This window comes from Pseudomonas sp. TH06 (assembly GCF_016651305.1).
Taxonomy (GTDB): domain Bacteria; phylum Pseudomonadota; class Gammaproteobacteria; order Pseudomonadales; family Pseudomonadaceae; genus Aquipseudomonas.
This window is the reverse complement of sequence record NZ_JAEKEC010000004.1, coordinates 250218-265027: the sequence shown is the minus strand read 5'-3', so window position 1 is coordinate 265027 and position 14810 is coordinate 250218. Positions and strand designations below refer to the sequence as shown.

At 61.8% G+C, this 14810-nt stretch carries 17 protein-coding genes and 1 riboswitch; of the genes, 2 read left to right on the top strand and 15 right to left on the bottom strand.

Annotated features, from left to right (window positions below; translation table 11 throughout):
- Nucleotides 1–7 precede the first annotated feature (7 nt).
- From JFT86_RS28445 to cobO, 14 genes are all read right to left on the bottom strand, one after another.
- Nucleotides 8–568, bottom strand: a complete 561-nt coding sequence (locus JFT86_RS28445) for a glutathione peroxidase (RefSeq protein WP_201239343.1) — start codon at nucleotides 566–568, stop codon at nucleotides 8–10.
- A gap of 54 nt (nucleotides 569–622) precedes the next feature.
- On the bottom strand, nucleotides 623–745 hold the full coding sequence (locus JFT86_RS29355) for a hypothetical protein (RefSeq protein ID WP_256583597.1): 123 nt from the start codon (nucleotides 743–745) through the stop codon (nucleotides 623–625).
- Entirely contained in the window at nucleotides 742–1950 is a 1209-nt protein-coding gene (locus JFT86_RS28440; protein WP_201239342.1) for an MFS transporter, read from the bottom strand. Before JFT86_RS28440 ends, JFT86_RS29355 begins: the two co-directional genes overlap by 4 nt.
- 53 nt (nucleotides 1951–2003) lie before the next feature.
- Nucleotides 2004–2408 (bottom strand): MarR family winged helix-turn-helix transcriptional regulator, encoded by a 405-nt coding sequence (locus tag JFT86_RS28435; RefSeq protein ID WP_201239341.1) that lies wholly within the window; start codon nucleotides 2406–2408, stop codon nucleotides 2004–2006.
- 176 nt (nucleotides 2409–2584) lie between these two features.
- Nucleotides 2585–3316: an adenosylcobinamide-GDP ribazoletransferase gene (locus JFT86_RS28430; protein ID WP_201239340.1), complete on the bottom strand. Its 732-nt coding sequence runs from the start codon at nucleotides 3314–3316 to the stop codon at nucleotides 2585–2587.
- A gap of 1 nt (nucleotide 3317) precedes the next feature.
- Complete coding sequence (cobC, locus tag JFT86_RS28425) at nucleotides 3318–3893, bottom strand: alpha-ribazole phosphatase family protein (protein WP_201239339.1); 576 nt, start codon at nucleotides 3891–3893, stop codon at nucleotides 3318–3320.
- Nucleotides 3890–4945: a nicotinate-nucleotide--dimethylbenzimidazole phosphoribosyltransferase gene (gene cobT / locus JFT86_RS28420; protein ID WP_201239338.1), complete on the bottom strand. Its 1056-nt coding sequence runs from the start codon at nucleotides 4943–4945 to the stop codon at nucleotides 3890–3892. The genes cobC and cobT overlap by 4 nt, the downstream gene beginning before the upstream one ends.
- Nucleotides 4942–5463, bottom strand: a complete 522-nt coding sequence (gene cobU, locus JFT86_RS28415; protein WP_201239337.1) for a bifunctional adenosylcobinamide kinase/adenosylcobinamide-phosphate guanylyltransferase — start codon at nucleotides 5461–5463, stop codon at nucleotides 4942–4944. The genes cobT and cobU overlap by 4 nt, the downstream gene beginning before the upstream one ends.
- Nucleotides 5464–5612: 149 nt before the next feature.
- Nucleotides 5613–7064: a cobyric acid synthase gene (locus tag JFT86_RS28410; protein ID WP_201239336.1), complete on the bottom strand. Its 1452-nt coding sequence runs from the start codon at nucleotides 7062–7064 to the stop codon at nucleotides 5613–5615.
- A complete protein-coding gene (cobD, locus tag JFT86_RS28405; protein WP_201239335.1) occupies nucleotides 7061–8053 on the bottom strand; it encodes a threonine-phosphate decarboxylase CobD in 993 nt (330 codons plus the stop codon). Before cobD ends, JFT86_RS28410 begins: the two co-directional genes overlap by 4 nt.
- The gene (gene cbiB / locus JFT86_RS28400) at nucleotides 8046–8954 is read right to left on the bottom strand and encodes an adenosylcobinamide-phosphate synthase CbiB (protein WP_201239334.1); all 909 of its coding nucleotides are present in this window, start codon (nucleotides 8952–8954) and stop codon (nucleotides 8046–8048) included. The genes cobD and cbiB overlap by 8 nt, the downstream gene beginning before the upstream one ends.
- On the bottom strand, nucleotides 8951–9601 hold the full coding sequence (gene bluB / locus JFT86_RS28395; protein WP_201239333.1) for a 5,6-dimethylbenzimidazole synthase: 651 nt from the start codon (nucleotides 9599–9601) through the stop codon (nucleotides 8951–8953). The genes cbiB and bluB overlap by 4 nt, the downstream gene beginning before the upstream one ends.
- Entirely contained in the window at nucleotides 9598–10998 is a 1401-nt protein-coding gene (locus tag JFT86_RS28390; RefSeq protein ID WP_201239332.1) for a cobyrinate a,c-diamide synthase, read from the bottom strand. Before JFT86_RS28390 ends, bluB begins: the two co-directional genes overlap by 4 nt.
- The gene (gene cobO / locus JFT86_RS28385) at nucleotides 10995–11606 is read right to left on the bottom strand and encodes a cob(I)yrinic acid a,c-diamide adenosyltransferase (RefSeq protein WP_003223053.1); all 612 of its coding nucleotides are present in this window, start codon (nucleotides 11604–11606) and stop codon (nucleotides 10995–10997) included. Before cobO ends, JFT86_RS28390 begins: the two co-directional genes overlap by 4 nt.
- An 80-nt stretch (nucleotides 11607–11686) precedes the next feature.
- A riboswitch (cobalamin riboswitch) is annotated at nucleotides 11687–11918 on the bottom strand.
- 162 nt (nucleotides 11919–12080) lie between these two features.
- Between cobO and JFT86_RS28380 the strand changes: the two genes are divergently transcribed.
- The gene (locus tag JFT86_RS28380) at nucleotides 12081–12665 is read left to right on the top strand and encodes a hypothetical protein (RefSeq protein WP_201239331.1); all 585 of its coding nucleotides are present in this window, start codon (nucleotides 12081–12083) and stop codon (nucleotides 12663–12665) included.
- Between the two features lie 66 nt (nucleotides 12666–12731).
- Nucleotides 12732–14045: a sorbosone dehydrogenase family protein gene (locus JFT86_RS28375; RefSeq protein WP_201239330.1), complete on the top strand. Its 1314-nt coding sequence runs from the start codon at nucleotides 12732–12734 to the stop codon at nucleotides 14043–14045.
- A 134-nt stretch (nucleotides 14046–14179) separates the two neighbouring features.
- Here the strand turns inward: JFT86_RS28375 and JFT86_RS28370 are convergent, their stop codons facing one another.
- The gene (locus JFT86_RS28370; RefSeq protein WP_103306924.1) at nucleotides 14180–14716 is read right to left on the bottom strand and encodes a C40 family peptidase; all 537 of its coding nucleotides are present in this window, start codon (nucleotides 14714–14716) and stop codon (nucleotides 14180–14182) included.
- Nucleotides 14717–14810: the final 94 nt, after the last annotated feature.

Genomic DNA, 14810 nt, shown 5'->3' with positions numbered 1-14810 from the left:
GCCGGGGTTATGGTTTGAGGGGTTTCGAGGCGATGGCTTTCTCGATTGCCGCGAGAAATTCCGGATCATCGGGTTTGGTCAGGCTGGAGAAATTCGCAATCACCTTGCCCTGACGATCCACCACATATTTGTAGAAATTCCACTTCGGCGCACTGCTCTGCGCGGCCAGCACCTGAAACAGATGCGTGGCGTCATCACCGCGAACTTTCTGTGGCTCGGTCATGGTGAAGGTCACGCCGTAATTGGCGTAACAGACCTTGGCCGTCTCGGCGCTGTCCTTGGACTCCTGCTTGAAGTCGTTCGACGGCACGCCGAGCATTTCCAGACCTTGCGCCTTGTAGCGCTGATTGAGCGCTTCAAGGCCTTCGAACTGTGGCGCGAAACCACAGAAACTCGCGGTATTGATCACCACAAGTGGCTTGTCGGCGTAGCGCTGGCACAGATCGATGGATTCCTTGGCGCGCAATTTTGGTAGCGAACCTTGCAACAGTTCCGGGCAATCCGCAGCCTGGGCCAGGCCGGTCAACGCCATCAGCAACGCGGGAACAGCACACCAGCGCATCAGCATGTCGAGCATCCTTGAGCAGTCGTCAGACCTCGACGTTACTCGCCGGACAGCCTTCTAGCAAATGCTCATGCCCAGCTGCATCAGGGCCAGCCCGCCCTGATGCCAGCCCCACCACACCAGCGCCAGCAGGGCAGCGCCGAGTGCGGTGATGGCAATTCGTGGCCAGAATCGGCTCATGCGGCGCTCGCAGCAGCTTGCAGGCGCGCCACCGGACGCTCGCGCACCGGCCAGTTCAATGCCGCCGCCAACAGACTGAGAAGAATCGCCACTTGCCAGATCAAGTCATAACTCCCGGTACGGTCATACACCACCCCGCCCAGCCAGCCGCCGAGGAACGAACCGAGTTGATGGAACAGGAACACGATGCCACCGAGCATGGACAGATTTCGCACACCAAACAAGGTCGCCACCGTGCCGTTGGTCAACGGCACGGTCGACAGCCACAGGAAGCCCATGGCCATGCCAAACAGGTAGGCGGATGTCGTCGTCACCGGCAACCACAGGAACAGCGCGATCACCACCGCGCGCAAAAGATACAGCGCGGTCAGCAAACGCGGTTTGGACATGCGTCCACCGAGCCATCCGGCGGTGTAGGTGCCGAAGATGTTGAACAAACCGATCAGCGCCAGCACCGTGGTGCCGACCGTGGCCGGCAAGTGCTGATCGACCAGATATGCCGGCAAATGCACGCCAATGAACACCACTTGAAAACCGCAGACAAAAAAGCCGAACGCCAACAGCCAGAAACCCGAATGCGAGCAAGCTTCACGAAGGGCTTCAGACAGCGTCTGCTCGTGACCGAGCAACGGCAGCGGTTTGTCCTTGAGCATGCTCACCAGCGGCACGATCATCGCCACCAACAGGCCCAACACTAACAGCGCTGCGGACCAGCCGAGCCAGCCAATCAGCCCCAGCGTTCCCGGCAACATGGCGAACTGGCCGAAAGACCCGGCGGCGCTGGCAATGCCCATGCCCATGCTGCGCTTCTCTGGTGGAACGGCGCGGCCAACCACGCCGAGGATGACCGAGAAGGACGTGCCGGACAGACCGATACCGATCAGCAAACCGGCGCTCAACGACAACGTCAGCGCTGAGTCGGACAGGCCCATGAACACCAGGCCCAAGGCGTAAAGCACACCACCGATCAGCACCACTTTGGCCGCGCCGAAACGATCGGCCAGTGCGCCGGTAAACGGCTGCGCCAGACCCCAGATCAGGTTCTGCAAAGCGATCGCGAAGGCAAACACCTCGCGCCCCCAGCCGAACTGCGCACTCATCGGCGACAGAAACAGTCCAAAGCCGTGACGCACGCCCAATGACAACGCGAGAATCAGCGCACTACCTACCAACACCCAACCGCACGTACGCCACATCGATGTCATTATTGTTCTCCGCTTGCGGGTATATACCCGCTTGAGTTCGGAAAAAACCGGCCTCAGGCCAGCTCATCCAGCAATTTGAGCAAGGTTTCACGCTTCTCGGCACCCAGGCGATCAATCAATCGCTGCTGCGCCGCTTCCCAGGCCGGCAAGGCCGCTGTCAGACGCTGGGCGCCGGTTTCGGTGAGCCGGACGATGCGGTTACGCATGTCTGCGCCCTCGGCCAGCGCCACCAGCCCTTCGCCTTCCAGCACGCGCAGATTGCGCCCCAGAGTGCTGCGATCCAGGCCCATGGCTTCGGCAAGTTCCGAGATGCTTGGTTGATCCAGACGCTGCAGATTGCACAGCAGAGAATACTGGGCAACGTTGATCCCGAAGCCGTCGAGAGCGCCGTCGTAATGCCTGCTGACGCCACGAGCGGCGCGACGCAGGTTAGTGCACAAACACTGAGAAGGAAGCATGATGCGTGTATATACCCGCGACTGTGTTAAATCAAGTTACAGAGGAGTTTACCCATAACATTTGTGGTGCCTGGTACACCGATTTCGCGAGCAGGCTCACTCCTACAGGGGAATGCATTTCAAATTGTAGGAGTGAGCCTGCTCGCGATGGGGCCAGCCCATCCAGCAATAATCTCTTAGACCAGAACCAGCCCAACCAGCACCGCCATCTCCAGCAATTCCAGCAACGCCCCCGCCGTATCACCGGTCGTACCACCCAACCGCCGCACCATCACCCGCCGCAGCCAGACAAACACTCCGACAGCAATCACCAGCGCAACGACGGCGCTGAACCCGGCAATCACCACACAGGCCACGGCGCTAATCGCCAAAACCCACCAACCGACCCTGCGCGGCAAATGATCCGCCAACGCCTGCCCCAGACCGCCCGCCCGCACATACGGCGTGGTCAGAAACAACCCGAGCAGCGCCGCCCGCCCCAGCAGCGGCACGATGATCAGCGCCGGCGTCTGCTGCTGTTCGATCAACGCCAGCAATGCCGCAAACTTCAGCAACAACACCAACACCAGGGTCACCACCGCAATCGGCCCGCTGCGTGGATCCTTCATGATCGTCAGCGTGCGCTCGCGGTCACCGAATCCACCGAGCCAGGCATCGGCGCTGTCGGCGAGTCCATCAAGATGCAACGCCCCGCTGAGCAACACCCAAACCGTCAACAACAGCGCCGCGTGCAGCAACAGCGGCGCGCCGGCCAACGCAAGATTCAGCGTCCAGAGAATCACCCCGAACAGCAGCCCGACCAGCGGATAAAACAGCAGCGAACGTCCGAGCTGTTCAGGCTCCGGCATCCCCGGCAAACGAATCGGCAAACTGCTGAGAAATTGCAGGGCGATCCACAGTGGCAACATGTCAGTGGCCTTCCTTGAACGAACCATCAGCCTCGACGGTCAGCGAGAACAATGCCCCATGACCGACTTCGACATTGAGCAGTTGCTCACGGGGTAACCCCCGCGCCCGCGCCAGCAACAGGCGCATCACACCGCCGTGACTGATCAACAGCACCCGCTCACCCGCGTACGCCGCGTGCAACCGCGCGACCGCCGCCAATACTCGATTGGAAAACTCGTCGACTGGCTCGCCTTGCGGCGGCGTAAACGAATACGGATCCGCCCAGAACAGCCCCAACGCCTCGGCATCGGTTTCCATCAACGCCGCCGCGCTCTGCCCTTCCCACGCGCCAAAATGCAGCTCCTGCAGATCCTTGTCCAGTTGCACCGGCAGATTCAGTTGCTCACCGAGTTCTGCGGCAAAGCGTGCACAACGCTGCAACGGCGAACTGACCAGACGCTCCCACGGCCCGCCCGCGATGACCGCCGCACGCATCTGCGCCCAGCCCTTTTCAGTCAGCGCATCGTCGAGGCTGCCGCGCAAGCCACCGCCCAGCTCAGTCTCACCATGGCGCAGCAGATCCAGACGCAAGGTCATGCCGGTCGGTCCGCCACCGCCGCTTCGGCAAACGTCGCCATCTGCCCGTGCAGATCACAGGCCAGACGCAACAGCGGCACCGCCAACGCTGCACCACTGCCCTCGCCCAAACGCAGGCCGAGTTCCAGCAACGGCTCGGCGTTCAGGGTTTCCAGCACATGCCGGTGGCCCGGTTCCGCGCCGCGGTGACCAAACAGCAGCCACTCGCGGCAGGCCGGATTCAGGCGTACCGCCACCAGCGCGGCGACGGTGCAGATAAAACCGTCGACCAACACCGCAACACCTTCCTGCGCCGCGGCCAGATACGCGCCGACCAGCGCGGCGATTTCAAAACCACCCAGATTGAACAGCGTCTGCAACGCATCACCCCGTTGCGCCGCGTGCAAGGCTAAAGCACGCTCGATCACTTGCGCTTTATGGCTGACGCCTTCGGCATTCAATCCAGTGCCCGGGCCAGTCAGATGCACCACCGGGCAGTCGAGCAGCGCACACGCCAGCGCGCTCGCAGCGGTGGTGTTGCCAATACCCATTTCGCCGCCGATGAACAACTGCGCGCCCGCCGCTTTCGCCCGCAGTACGCTGTCGCGACCGGCCTGCAAGGCGAGTTCGCCTTGCGCCTGGGTCATCGCGGCGCCCCGCACGAAATTCGCCGTACCCACACCGATGTTCAAGTGACGTACGCCTGGCAGGTTCAGCGACGGCGTCACCGTGCCCAGATCCACCACTTCCAGTTGCGCATTGAGCTGACGCGCCAGCACGCTGATCGCCGCCCCGCCACTGACGAAGTTGAGCAGCATCTGCCCGGTGACTTCCTGTGGAAACGCGGAAACACCTTCAGCAACCACACCGTGATCACCGGCAAAAATCGCAATCCAGATCTGCTCAAGCGTCGGCTTGACCTGGCCTTGCAGACCGGCCAGTTGCACCGCTACAGATTCCAGTCGACCGAGCGAACCCGCCGGCTTGGTCAATTGCTGCTGCCGCGCCGCCGCTTGCTCAACGATATCGGCGTGCACCGGTTTGCACGGGTTCAGCCACCAGGTTTGGGTCATAACGCAGGTCCTTTCAGGGTCAGGGGCAGGCCGGCGACGGTCAGGACAACTCGCTGACAACGCTCGGCCAGAGCTTGATGCAGCCAACCGGCTTCATCGACGTAGCGGCGAGTCAATTCGCCCAGCGGCACGACACCCATTCCGGTCTCGTTGCTGACAAAAATGATTTCCCCCGGCAGTGACGCCAGGCATTCGAGCAGGGCTTCGCGCTCGGCGGCGAGGCGTTCGGCATCGTCGAACATCAGCAAATTGGTCAGCCACAGGGTCAGGCAATCGACCAGCAGGCAGCGCTCGGTGCTGGCGTTTTCGCGCAGCACGCGAGCTAGCGTCAGCGGCTCTTCGATGAGCGCCCATTCAGCGGGACGGCGGGCGCGGTGATGGGCGACGCGGTCGTTCATTTCACCGTCCAGCGGCTGGCTGGTGGCGATGTAGGTCACCGCTAAATTGCTTTCGCTGGCGAGTTTTTCCGCCAGGCGACTTTTGCCGGAGCGGGCGCCGCCGAGGATCAGTTGGAGCATGGGGACATCCTGAAAATTATGTGTTGAGGCAACTGGCGCTATCGCGAGCAGGCTCACTCCTACAGGGATCTCGAACGGCCACTGATTGGGTGTACAGCTCAAATCCCTGTAGGAGTGAGCCTGCTCGCGATGGGGTCATTGAGGCCAACTCAAATCCCACAGAGCTGACGCAACAATCCGGTATCGAGATGCTTCTCCACCAGGTCCGCCAACCGCTCGATATCGCGCTCGCGCAAGCCGTGGTAATCCACCTCCTGCACGTCGCTCAGCCCCGCCCAGCGCAACAACGCCGCACTGGCTGCCGGCGATTCGAACAAGCCATGCAGATAGGTGCCAAACACCTGCCCATCAAGACTTTGCGCACCGTCGCAACGACCGTCATCGAGATGCACCGCCGCATGCTCCAGCGCCGGCCCGCTGGTCACGCCAGCATGAATTTCATAGCCGCTGACCTCGGCTTCTTCCAGCGCCAGACGCCCGCGCACATTGCGCAGTTGCTTCTCGGCTTCCAGCGTCGTTGCAAACGCCAGCAAACCCAGGCCAGCGCTGGAACCGGGCGCACCTTCCAGGCCCAGCGGGTCATGCACCTGCTCACCGAGCATTTGCAGGCCGCCGCAAATGCCCAGCACCTTGCCGCCGTAACGCAGGTGACGGCTGATCGCGGTTTCCCAACCGTTGGCGCGCAGATACGCCAGATCACTGCGCACGCTTTTCGAGCCGGGCAGGATGATCAAGTCCGCCGGAGGAATCGTCTGGCCCGGACCGACAAATTGCAGATCGACTTGCGGATGCAAACGCAGCGGATCGAAATCGGTATGGTTGCTGATCCGTGGCAGCACCGGCACCACCACTTTCAATACCTGCTCAGCCTTGTCGGTCTGGCGCTGATCGATACCGTCCTCGGCTTCAAGATGCAGGTCCATCACGTACGGCAACACGCCCACCACCGGTTTGCCGGTGCGTTGCTCAAGCCAGTCGAGGCCCGGTTGCAGCAAGGCAATGTCGCCACGAAAACGGTTGATGATGAAGCCTTTGACGCGCGCCTGTTCGCTCGGCGACAGCAGCTCCAGCGTGCCGACCAGATGGGCGAAAACCCCGCCGCGATTAATGTCGGCGATCAGCAACACCGGGCAATCCACCGCTTCGGCAAAGCCCATGTTGGCGATGTCGCCGGCGCGCAGATTGATCTCTGCCGGAGAGCCCGCGCCCTCGACCATGACCAGCGGATACGCCGCGCTGAGCCGTTCGTGCGAGGCCAGCACGGCTTGCATCGCGATGGCTTTGTAATCGTGATAAGCGACGGCGTTCATGCTGGTGACGGCACGGCCATGGATGACCACTTGCGCGCCGGTGTCGCTGTTGGGTTTGAGCAGCACCGGGTTCATGTCGGTGTGCGGTTCGAGATTCGCCGCTTGCGCCTGTACCGCTTGCGCACGACCAATCTCACCGCCGTCGGCGGTCACCGCGCTGTTGAGCGCCATGTTCTGTGGTTTGAACGGCACCACTGCGATGCCCTGACGCGTTGCCCAGCGGCACAGCGCCGTCACCAAGGTGCTTTTGCCGGCATCGGAGGTGGTGCCTTGCACCATCAGGGTGGTCATTGGTTTTCCTTGGCGAATGCTTGCAATGCTTGTTCGAGTCGCGCCTCTTCTGCCGCATCGGCCGGCAAGCCGAAACGCAAACTGCTGTTGTGAGTGAAGATGCGCAGGAGGATGCCGCGTCGAGCCATGAATTCGTGCAGCGCGTGCGCCTGCTCCGTGATCAGCCACTGAAACAGCGCGCAACCGCCCTGCGGTTTGAAGCCATAACGTTCCAGCAACAGCGCCAGCCGCTCGCTCGCCTCATCGCTGCGAATTCGCTGACGTGTGTGGTTTTCAGTGTCTTGCAGACAGGCCTGACCGAGCACCCGCGTCGGCCCGCTCACGACCCACGGTCCGACCTGTTCGGCGAGCAGTTTGAGCAACTTGCGCTCGGCCAGCACAAAGCCCAGCCGCACCCCGGCCAGGCCAAAGAACTTGCCGAACGAGCGCAACACAATCAGGCCGACCCGATGGGTATGCGCGGCTAGACTCAATTGCGGCGTGTTGTCCATGAACGCTTCATCGACCACCAGCCAGCCACCGCGTTGCGCGAGCCGCGCATGCCAATCGAGCAGCCGCGCCGGGGTCAGGCTCAGGCCGGTCGGGTTGTTCGGGTTGACCACCACCAGTACGTCGAGACTGTCGAGAAAGAAATCGACTTCCTGCTCCAGCACTTCGCGCACGATATAGCCGCTGCGCCGCCAGGCTTCGGCATGCTCGGCGTAACACGGCGACAACACGCCAACCTTGCCGGCGCGACGCAGACGCGGCAGCAACTGGATGGCCATCTGCGAACCGGCCACCGGCAACACCTGCGCCGCGCCGTAGTAATCACACGCGGCCTGCTCAAGACCATCATCGGTTTCCGGCAATCGCGCCCAGGCGCGCAACGGAATCTGCGGGACGGGAAACGGCCACGGCGCCAGACCGCTGGACAGGTCGAGCCAGTCAGCCTCGGCAATACCGTAATCGAGTGCGGCCTTGCGCAGCCGGCCACCGTGCTCAAGCATAGAATTCAGCCCCCACGCAGAGAATCAGCAGCCATAACCATACGCCGCGCTGGACCAATTGCCAGCCACGGTCGATGGAATCAGCATCGGCCGCCGGACCTTCGCCGAGTTGCGGACGCTCATGCAGTTCGCCGTGATAGATCGCCGGGCCGCCCAACTCCACGCCGAGCGCGCCGGCACCCGCCGCCATCACCGGACCGGCGTTGGGGCTGTCCCACTGCGGGCCCTGGGTGCGCCAGCATTTCAAGGCGAGCCGGGTTTTGCCGAGCAGCGCGTAGGTCAACGCCACCAGCCGTGCAGGAATGTAGTTAAGGACATCGTCGATTTTTGCCGCACACCAGCCGAATCGCTCGAAGCGTTCGTTGCGATAGCCCCACATCGCGTCGAGCGTATTGCTCAAGCGATAGAGCACCACGCCCGGCGCACCGGCCACGACAAACCAGAACAGCGCGGCGAATACTGCATCGCTGCCGTTCTCCAGCACCGATTCAGTGGCGGCGCGGGCGACGGCGGTGCTGTCGAGTTCGCTGGTCTGGCGACTGACCAGATAACCGACACGCTTGCGCGCTTCCTCCAGATCATCGGCGCGCAACGCAGCGGCAACCGGGGCGACATGCTCACCGAGGCTGCGCATGCCGAGGGCGCAATACAGTGCGAGAATTTCGACAAGCCAGCCCACGTACGGTGCCCAGGAAAACGCGGTGGCAAGCAAGGTCAGCGGCAGCACCGCGATCACCCACGCGGTGACGCCATGGCTGCGCCAGCCACGCCCTCCGGCGTTGAAACGTTGCTCGATGCGCCCGGCAAAATTGCCGAACGCCACCAGCGGATGCCAGCGTTTCGGTTCACCCAGCAGCGCATCCAGCGCGACCGCGGCGACACTCAACAACGCCACACTCATTGATTCACTCCCCAATAGTTTTCGTACAGCAACTCATTGAGCGGACGCGCCTGCGCCCACCCTTCGAGTACCAGCATCGGCGCCGGATAGAATGCCTTGACCGGGCCAAGACAAAGGACCGCCAGCGGCTTGGCTCCGGCCGGTAGCTTCAGCAGATCGGCGAGTGCCTGCGGCTCGAACAGCGAGACCCAGCCCATGCCCAGGCCTTCAGCGCGGGAGGCCAGCCAGAGGTTTTGAATCGCACAGGACAGCGAGGCCATGTCCATTTCCGGCAGCGTGCGGCGACCGAAAATGTGCTTTTCGCGATCATCCATCAGCGCGGCAACCAGCACTTCTGCGCAATCATTGATGCCTTCGACCTTGAGTTTCATGAACTCGTCGCTGCGCTCGCCCAAGGCTTCGGCAGTGCGCACGCGCTCTTCTTCCACCAGATGCTGGATCTGCTGGCGCAGGTTGCGATCGCTGATGCGGATGAAACGCCAGGGCTGCATCAGGCCGACGCTCGGGGCCTGATGGGCGGCTTCGAGCAAACGGCGCAGCATTTCGGGCTCGACGGTGCCGCCAGTGAAGTGGCGCATGTCGCGGCGTTCAGCGATGGCTCGATAGACGGCTTGGCGTTCGGCCTCAGTAAATGCGTTGTCGGTCATGGCCCTTTCGCGAGCAGGCTCGCTCCTACAGGAGATCGCATTTCTTCAGACAGCACACCGTCCACTGTAGGAGTGAGCCTGCTCGCGATAGCGGCCTCAAGGTCCGGCGCAAACAGTGCAGCGACAGCCGCAGGATTCGACGGGAAGTAAAAGTGCACGTAAGAAGCCGTCATCCGCCCTTCCCGATAAACCGCCTCCGCCCCGCGCCCGCCATTCGGGCTCAGGCCACGGGCAATCGGCGTCAGTTCAGTGCTGGTCAGGGAATGGTGATACGTGTGGCCACGCAACGCACCTTCCGGCAGATCCACCGCTTGCAGGGCCAACGCCGCGAGACGCTTTTGCATCACCGCGTCGCCCGCCAGCAAACCGACCAGTTCAGCCCGAGTGCCTTCAACGTCGGTCAGGGAATCGAGCAGATAAAGCATGCCGCCGCACTCGGCGAGTAACGGTTTGCCAGCCGCGTGATGCGCACGAATCGCGTCGAGCATTGCGGTGTTCTGCGACAGCGCAACGTGATGCAACTCCGGATAACCACCAGGCAGATACAGACTGTCGGCCTCGGGCAATTGCGTATCGCGGATCGGCGAGAAGAAGCTCAACTCAGCGCCCATTGCTCGCAACAGATCGAGGCTCGCGCCATAGGTGAAGGCAAATGCTTCATCACGGGCAACGGCGATCCGCACATTCTTCAGCAGCGGCTCTACCGCAATGACGTCCGGCGCGGCGAATTCCACCGCAGGTGGCAGCGCTACCTCGCAACTGCTGGCGAGGGCGGCAGCGGCCGCGTCGAGGCGCACGTCGAGGTCATTCAGTTCGCTGGCCTGCACGAGGCCGAGATGACGGCTCGGCAGCTCGATCCCGGTCTCGCGGGACAACGCGCCGTACCAGCGCAAACCTTCGGTGAGGCTGCCTTCGAGCAATTGCGCATGACGCAAGGTACCGACGCGATTGGCCAGAACGCCGGCAAACGGCAAGTCCGGCTGATAGCGCGCCAGACCCAATGCCAAGGCACCGAACGTCTGAGCCATGGCGGTGCCGTCGATCACCCCGAGTACCGGCACACCAAAATGCCGCGCCAGATCGGCGCTCGAGGGCGTGCCGTCAAACAATCCCATCACGCCTTCGATCAGAATCAGATCAGCTTCAGCGGCGGCTTCCCACAACAGGCGACGGCTTTCCTGCTCGCCGACCATCCACATGTCCAATTGATAGACCGGCGCACCGCTGGCGCGCTCGAGAATCATCGGATCGAGAAAATCCGGTCCGCATTTGAACACGCGAACCTTGCGCCCCTGATTGCGATGCAAACGGGCCAACGCAGCAGTGACGGTGGTCTTGCCCTGACCGGAGGCCGGCGCAGCAATGAGGACCGCCGGGCAGTGACGTGGTTGATTCAAAGTTCGACGCCTTTCTGCGCTTTGATGCCGGCCTGGAAAGCGTGTTTGAGCATGCCCATTTCGGTGACCGTGTCGCCCATTTCGATCATTTCCGGCTTGGCTGCGCGGCCGGTGACGATTACGTGCTGCATCGGCGGACGCGCCTGCAAGTCGCTGAGCACCTGATCGAGATCGAGGTAGCCGTGCTTGAGGGCGATGTTCAGTTCATCGAGCACCACCAGACCGATCGACGGATCGCGCAGTAACTCGCGGGAAACGGCCCAAGCGGCTTCGGCGGCGGCGATGTCGCGCTGCCGGTCCTGGGTTTCCCAGGTGAAACCTTCACCCATCACATGGAAACGCACTTGCTCAGGGAAGCGACGGAAGAACAGTTCTTCACCAGTGCTGTTGCGGCCCTTGATGAACTGCACCACACCGCACTGCATGCCGTGGCCCATGGCGCGGGCGAGCATGCCGAACGCCGAGCTGCTTTTGCCTTTGCCATTGCCGGTCAGCACCAGCACCAGACCGCATTCGTCAGGCGAGTTGGCGATGCGTTCGTCGATGACGGCTTTTTTGCGTTGCATACGCGCCAGATGGCGTTCGTCACGCTCGGGGGAATCAGTCATGGGGGAGCTCTCCGTTGAGGCTGGATAACGGCGGGCAGGCACAAGAATAGACGGCAAAAAGCCTGGCATCGCCCACCGTGATGCCGCTGGATGGATCAGGCCGGTCTCCGGGCTCATGAGCGGCTCAAGGCCTGGCTGCGCGCCTTCCCGCTTCTTTCGAGGCAGTGGCTCAAGGCGCAGCTTTTACTCATTTACCGTTGCGGGGGCAGCGCCGGGATCGTGATCGCTCTTCGCTTGAAGACAACCCTCACCGGCTTCCCTGTTTCACTCTGTCGACGCAGGTCACAGAGCACCTGAAACAAGCCGCGAAGGTTAGAGGGTTGGGGGTGGAGCGTCAATTAAAGAGGGGGCCGTCGAGCGAATAACTGCCGTCGATCAATTAACTGGCGCCAATCTTGTGCCATGCTGAAACAAGTGATATCAAAGAGCCATGCTTTTCTCGAAAAAGCCATCACAACAATAAGGATGATTACGATGCAAGGCATGATCATCAGCAATCCGCGCCTGGAATTCCTGCGCCCGGTGCTTGAACGCTGGTTTGACTGTATCGACCGCTACAACGCCGTGCGCGGCGACAGCGACACGCCTTACTGGCATGACGAAAAAGCCAATCTCGGCTTGCTCTCGGCAGCGGCATGGATGGCCGAGCTGGTGACGCTGGAACAGACGGCCACCCGCAAGCAAAACGAAGAAGGCGAACGCAATGCCCGTGCCGACCTGTTTCTCGCTGGCGCCGAAGACCGCGCTTACATCCAGGCCACGCAACGCTGGCCACGGGTCAACAACCTCAACCTGACCCAAGCCCTGCTGGAGATCACCAGCGACGCCAAACGCATCAGCTTTGCCAGCGACCTCAAACTCGGCTGCCTGTTTGTCGCCCCGCAAAAAGCCCAGCACAGCGCCAGCCCCGAAGAACTGCAAGACATGGTCGACGATCTGCAAAAAGAACACACCTGCGCCGTCGCCTGGTATTTCCCCTACGCCTACCGCAAGTTGCGCAACGAAGCCGGCAACTATCACCCGGGCATTGCCGTGCTGTTCAAAGAGGCCCGCAGTTGAGCAGTTGAACCATCGGGCTTGCGCGCTCCTCTATGATTAGGAATGCATTCATAGGGAAGATCAGTAATGCGCAAGTCCCAGCTCGCTTTTGTCATCGCCCTCGCCGGAGGGCTCGCCGCCTGTGGTGAATCCTCCAGCCTGCAAGTTTCCGACGGCACCGGGCCGTCACCGAAATTGCCTGAACCGAACAAGACCCTGATCCCGACAGTGAATATTGCCCCGGCGATCGGCTGGCCCGAGGGCGGCAAACCGACCGCTGCGGCAGGCACACAGGTCGCTGCGTTCGCCGAAGGCCTTGATCATCCACGCTGGCTCTACGTGTTGCCCAATGGTGATGTGCTGGTGGCAGAAACCAATGCCCCGCCGAAACCAGACGACAGCAGTGGTATTCGCGGCTGGGTGATGAAGAAAGTCATGGGCAAGGCTGGTGCAGGCGTACCGAGCCCGAATCGCATCACCCTGCTGCGTGATGCCGATCATGACGGTGTCGCCGAGACGCGTACGGTGTTCCTGCAGAACCTCAACTCGCCGTTTGGCATGACCCTGGTCGGCAACGATCTGTATGTGGCGGATACCGATCGCCTGCTGCGCTTCCATTACGAATCCGGCGCGACCGAGATCACGTCGCAACCGATCAAGGTGACGGACCTGCCCGGCGGTACGCTGAATCATCACTGGACCAAGAACGTTATCGCCAGCAAGGACGGCAACAAGCTGTACGTCACTGTCGGCTCGAACAGCAACGTCGGCGAAAACGGTCTGGATAAAGAGGAAGGTCGCGCCGCGATCTGGGAAGTCGATCGGGCGACCGGTAATCACCGGATTTTCGCCTCGGGCATTCGCAACCCCAACGGCCTGGCCTGGGAACCCACCAGCGGCGCGCTGTGGACGGCGGTCAACGAGCGTGACGAGATCGGCAGCGACCTGGTGCCGGACTACATCACCTCGGTCAAGGACGGTGGATTTTATGGCTGGCCGTTCAGCTACTACGGTCAGCATGTCGATGTGCGCGTATCGCCGCAGAACCTCGACCTGGTCGCCAAGGCCATTGCTCCGGATTACGCGGTCGGCCCGCATACCGCGTCGCTGGGCCTGACCTTCGCCGAGGGCAACACGCTGCCAGCGCAGTTCAAGGAAGGCGCGTTCATTGGCCAGCACGGTTCCTGGAACCGCAAACCGCACAGTGGTTATAAAGTGATTTTCGTGCCGTTTACCGGCGGCAAGCCAAACGGCGCACCGGTGGATGTGCTGACCGGTTTCCTCGACAAGGACGAGAATGCACTGGGTCGCCCGGTGGGCGTGGTGATCGACCAGCAAGGTGGTTTGCTGGTGGCGGATGACGTGGGGAACAAGGTGTGGCGGGTGTCTGCCAGCAAATAACTTGTTGCCTGGCACAAAACAACTGTAGGAGTGAGCCTGCTCGCGATGACGGTGTCACATTCAACATCAATGTTGATTGATCAACCGCTATCGCGAGCAGGCTCACTCCTACATTGGATGTCGAGCAATTTGAATTATGGGTTATGCGCCAGATGCTCAGGCTGCAGCACCCGCTTGGCACTCAGATAAGCCTTCTGCCAATACGCCTTCGACAAGCTGTCCAGCTTCACCGTGCCGCCAGTGGCCGGAGCATGCACGAAGCGCCCTTCCCCGACATAAATCCCCGCATGACTGACCTGCGAGCCGCCATTGGTGGCGAAGAAAATCAGATCTCCCGTCTGCAAGCCTTCCTTACCGACATTCGGCGCCTGCATCACAATCAGCTCGCGAGTGGAACGCGGCAGAGAGATACCCGCCGCATCACGGTAGACAAAACCGATGAGTCCACTGCAATCAAACCCTGAATCCGGCGTGTTGCCACCCCAGCGATAAGGCGTACCCACCAGGCCAAGCGCGCGGAACAGCACGTCTTCAGCAGCGGGCGAGAACGATTGCGAGGGGCCGAACACGACAGGCGCGCGAACCACAGGCGCAGGCGGCGGTGTACGGCTGGCACAAGCGCTGAGCAGCGCTGCGAAGAAGATCAATGCGAGGCGGGCCGACATGGTCATAAGCAGAACATCCTGATCTGGCTGCGGCTTTCTCTGCCGGATGGACAGAAAACAAAACCGCCTGCGGAGCACGCAGGCGGTTTGCCATCAATAT

Bases quoted from the DNA above. Each gene is read 5' to 3' on its own strand.
- JFT86_RS29355 (WP_256583597.1), bottom strand. From the start codon at position 745: ATGAGCCGATTCTGGCCACGAATTGCCATCACCGCACTCGGCGCTGCC.
- cobD (WP_201239335.1), bottom strand. From the start codon at position 8,053: ATGCTTGAGCACGGTGGCCGGCTGCGCAAGGCCGCACTCGATTACGGT.
- JFT86_RS28445 (WP_201239343.1), bottom strand. From the start codon at position 568: ATGCTGATGCGCTGGTGTGCTGTTCCCGCGTTGCTGATGGCGTTGACC.
- JFT86_RS28375 (WP_201239330.1), top strand. From the start codon at position 12,732: ATGCGCAAGTCCCAGCTCGCTTTTGTCATCGCCCTCGCCGGAGGGCTC.
- JFT86_RS28380 (WP_201239331.1), top strand. From the start codon at position 12,081: ATGCAAGGCATGATCATCAGCAATCCGCGCCTGGAATTCCTGCGCCCG.
- cobC (WP_201239339.1), bottom strand. From the start codon at position 3,893: ATGACCTTGCGTCTGGATCTGCTGCGCCATGGTGAGACTGAGCTGGGC.
- cobO (WP_003223053.1), bottom strand. From the start codon at position 11,606: ATGACTGATTCCCCCGAGCGTGACGAACGCCATCTGGCGCGTATGCAA.
- JFT86_RS28410 (WP_201239336.1), bottom strand. From the start codon at position 7,064: ATGACCACCCTGATGGTGCAAGGCACCACCTCCGATGCCGGCAAAAGC.
- cbiB (WP_201239334.1), bottom strand. From the start codon at position 8,954: ATGAGTGTGGCGTTGTTGAGTGTCGCCGCGGTCGCGCTGGATGCGCTG.
- JFT86_RS28435 (WP_201239341.1), bottom strand. From the start codon at position 2,408: ATGCTTCCTTCTCAGTGTTTGTGCACTAACCTGCGTCGCGCCGCTCGT.
- cobT (WP_201239338.1), bottom strand. From the start codon at position 4,945: ATGACCCAAACCTGGTGGCTGAACCCGTGCAAACCGGTGCACGCCGAT.
- JFT86_RS28440 (WP_201239342.1), bottom strand. From the start codon at position 1,950: ATGACATCGATGTGGCGTACGTGCGGTTGGGTGTTGGTAGGTAGTGCG.
- cobU (WP_201239337.1), bottom strand. From the start codon at position 5,463: ATGCTCCAACTGATCCTCGGCGGCGCCCGCTCCGGCAAAAGTCGCCTG.
- bluB (WP_201239333.1), bottom strand. From the start codon at position 9,601: ATGACCGACAACGCATTTACTGAGGCCGAACGCCAAGCCGTCTATCGA.
- JFT86_RS28430 (WP_201239340.1), bottom strand. From the start codon at position 3,316: ATGTTGCCACTGTGGATCGCCCTGCAATTTCTCAGCAGTTTGCCGATT.
- JFT86_RS28370 (WP_103306924.1), bottom strand. From the start codon at position 14,716: ATGACCATGTCGGCCCGCCTCGCATTGATCTTCTTCGCAGCGCTGCTC.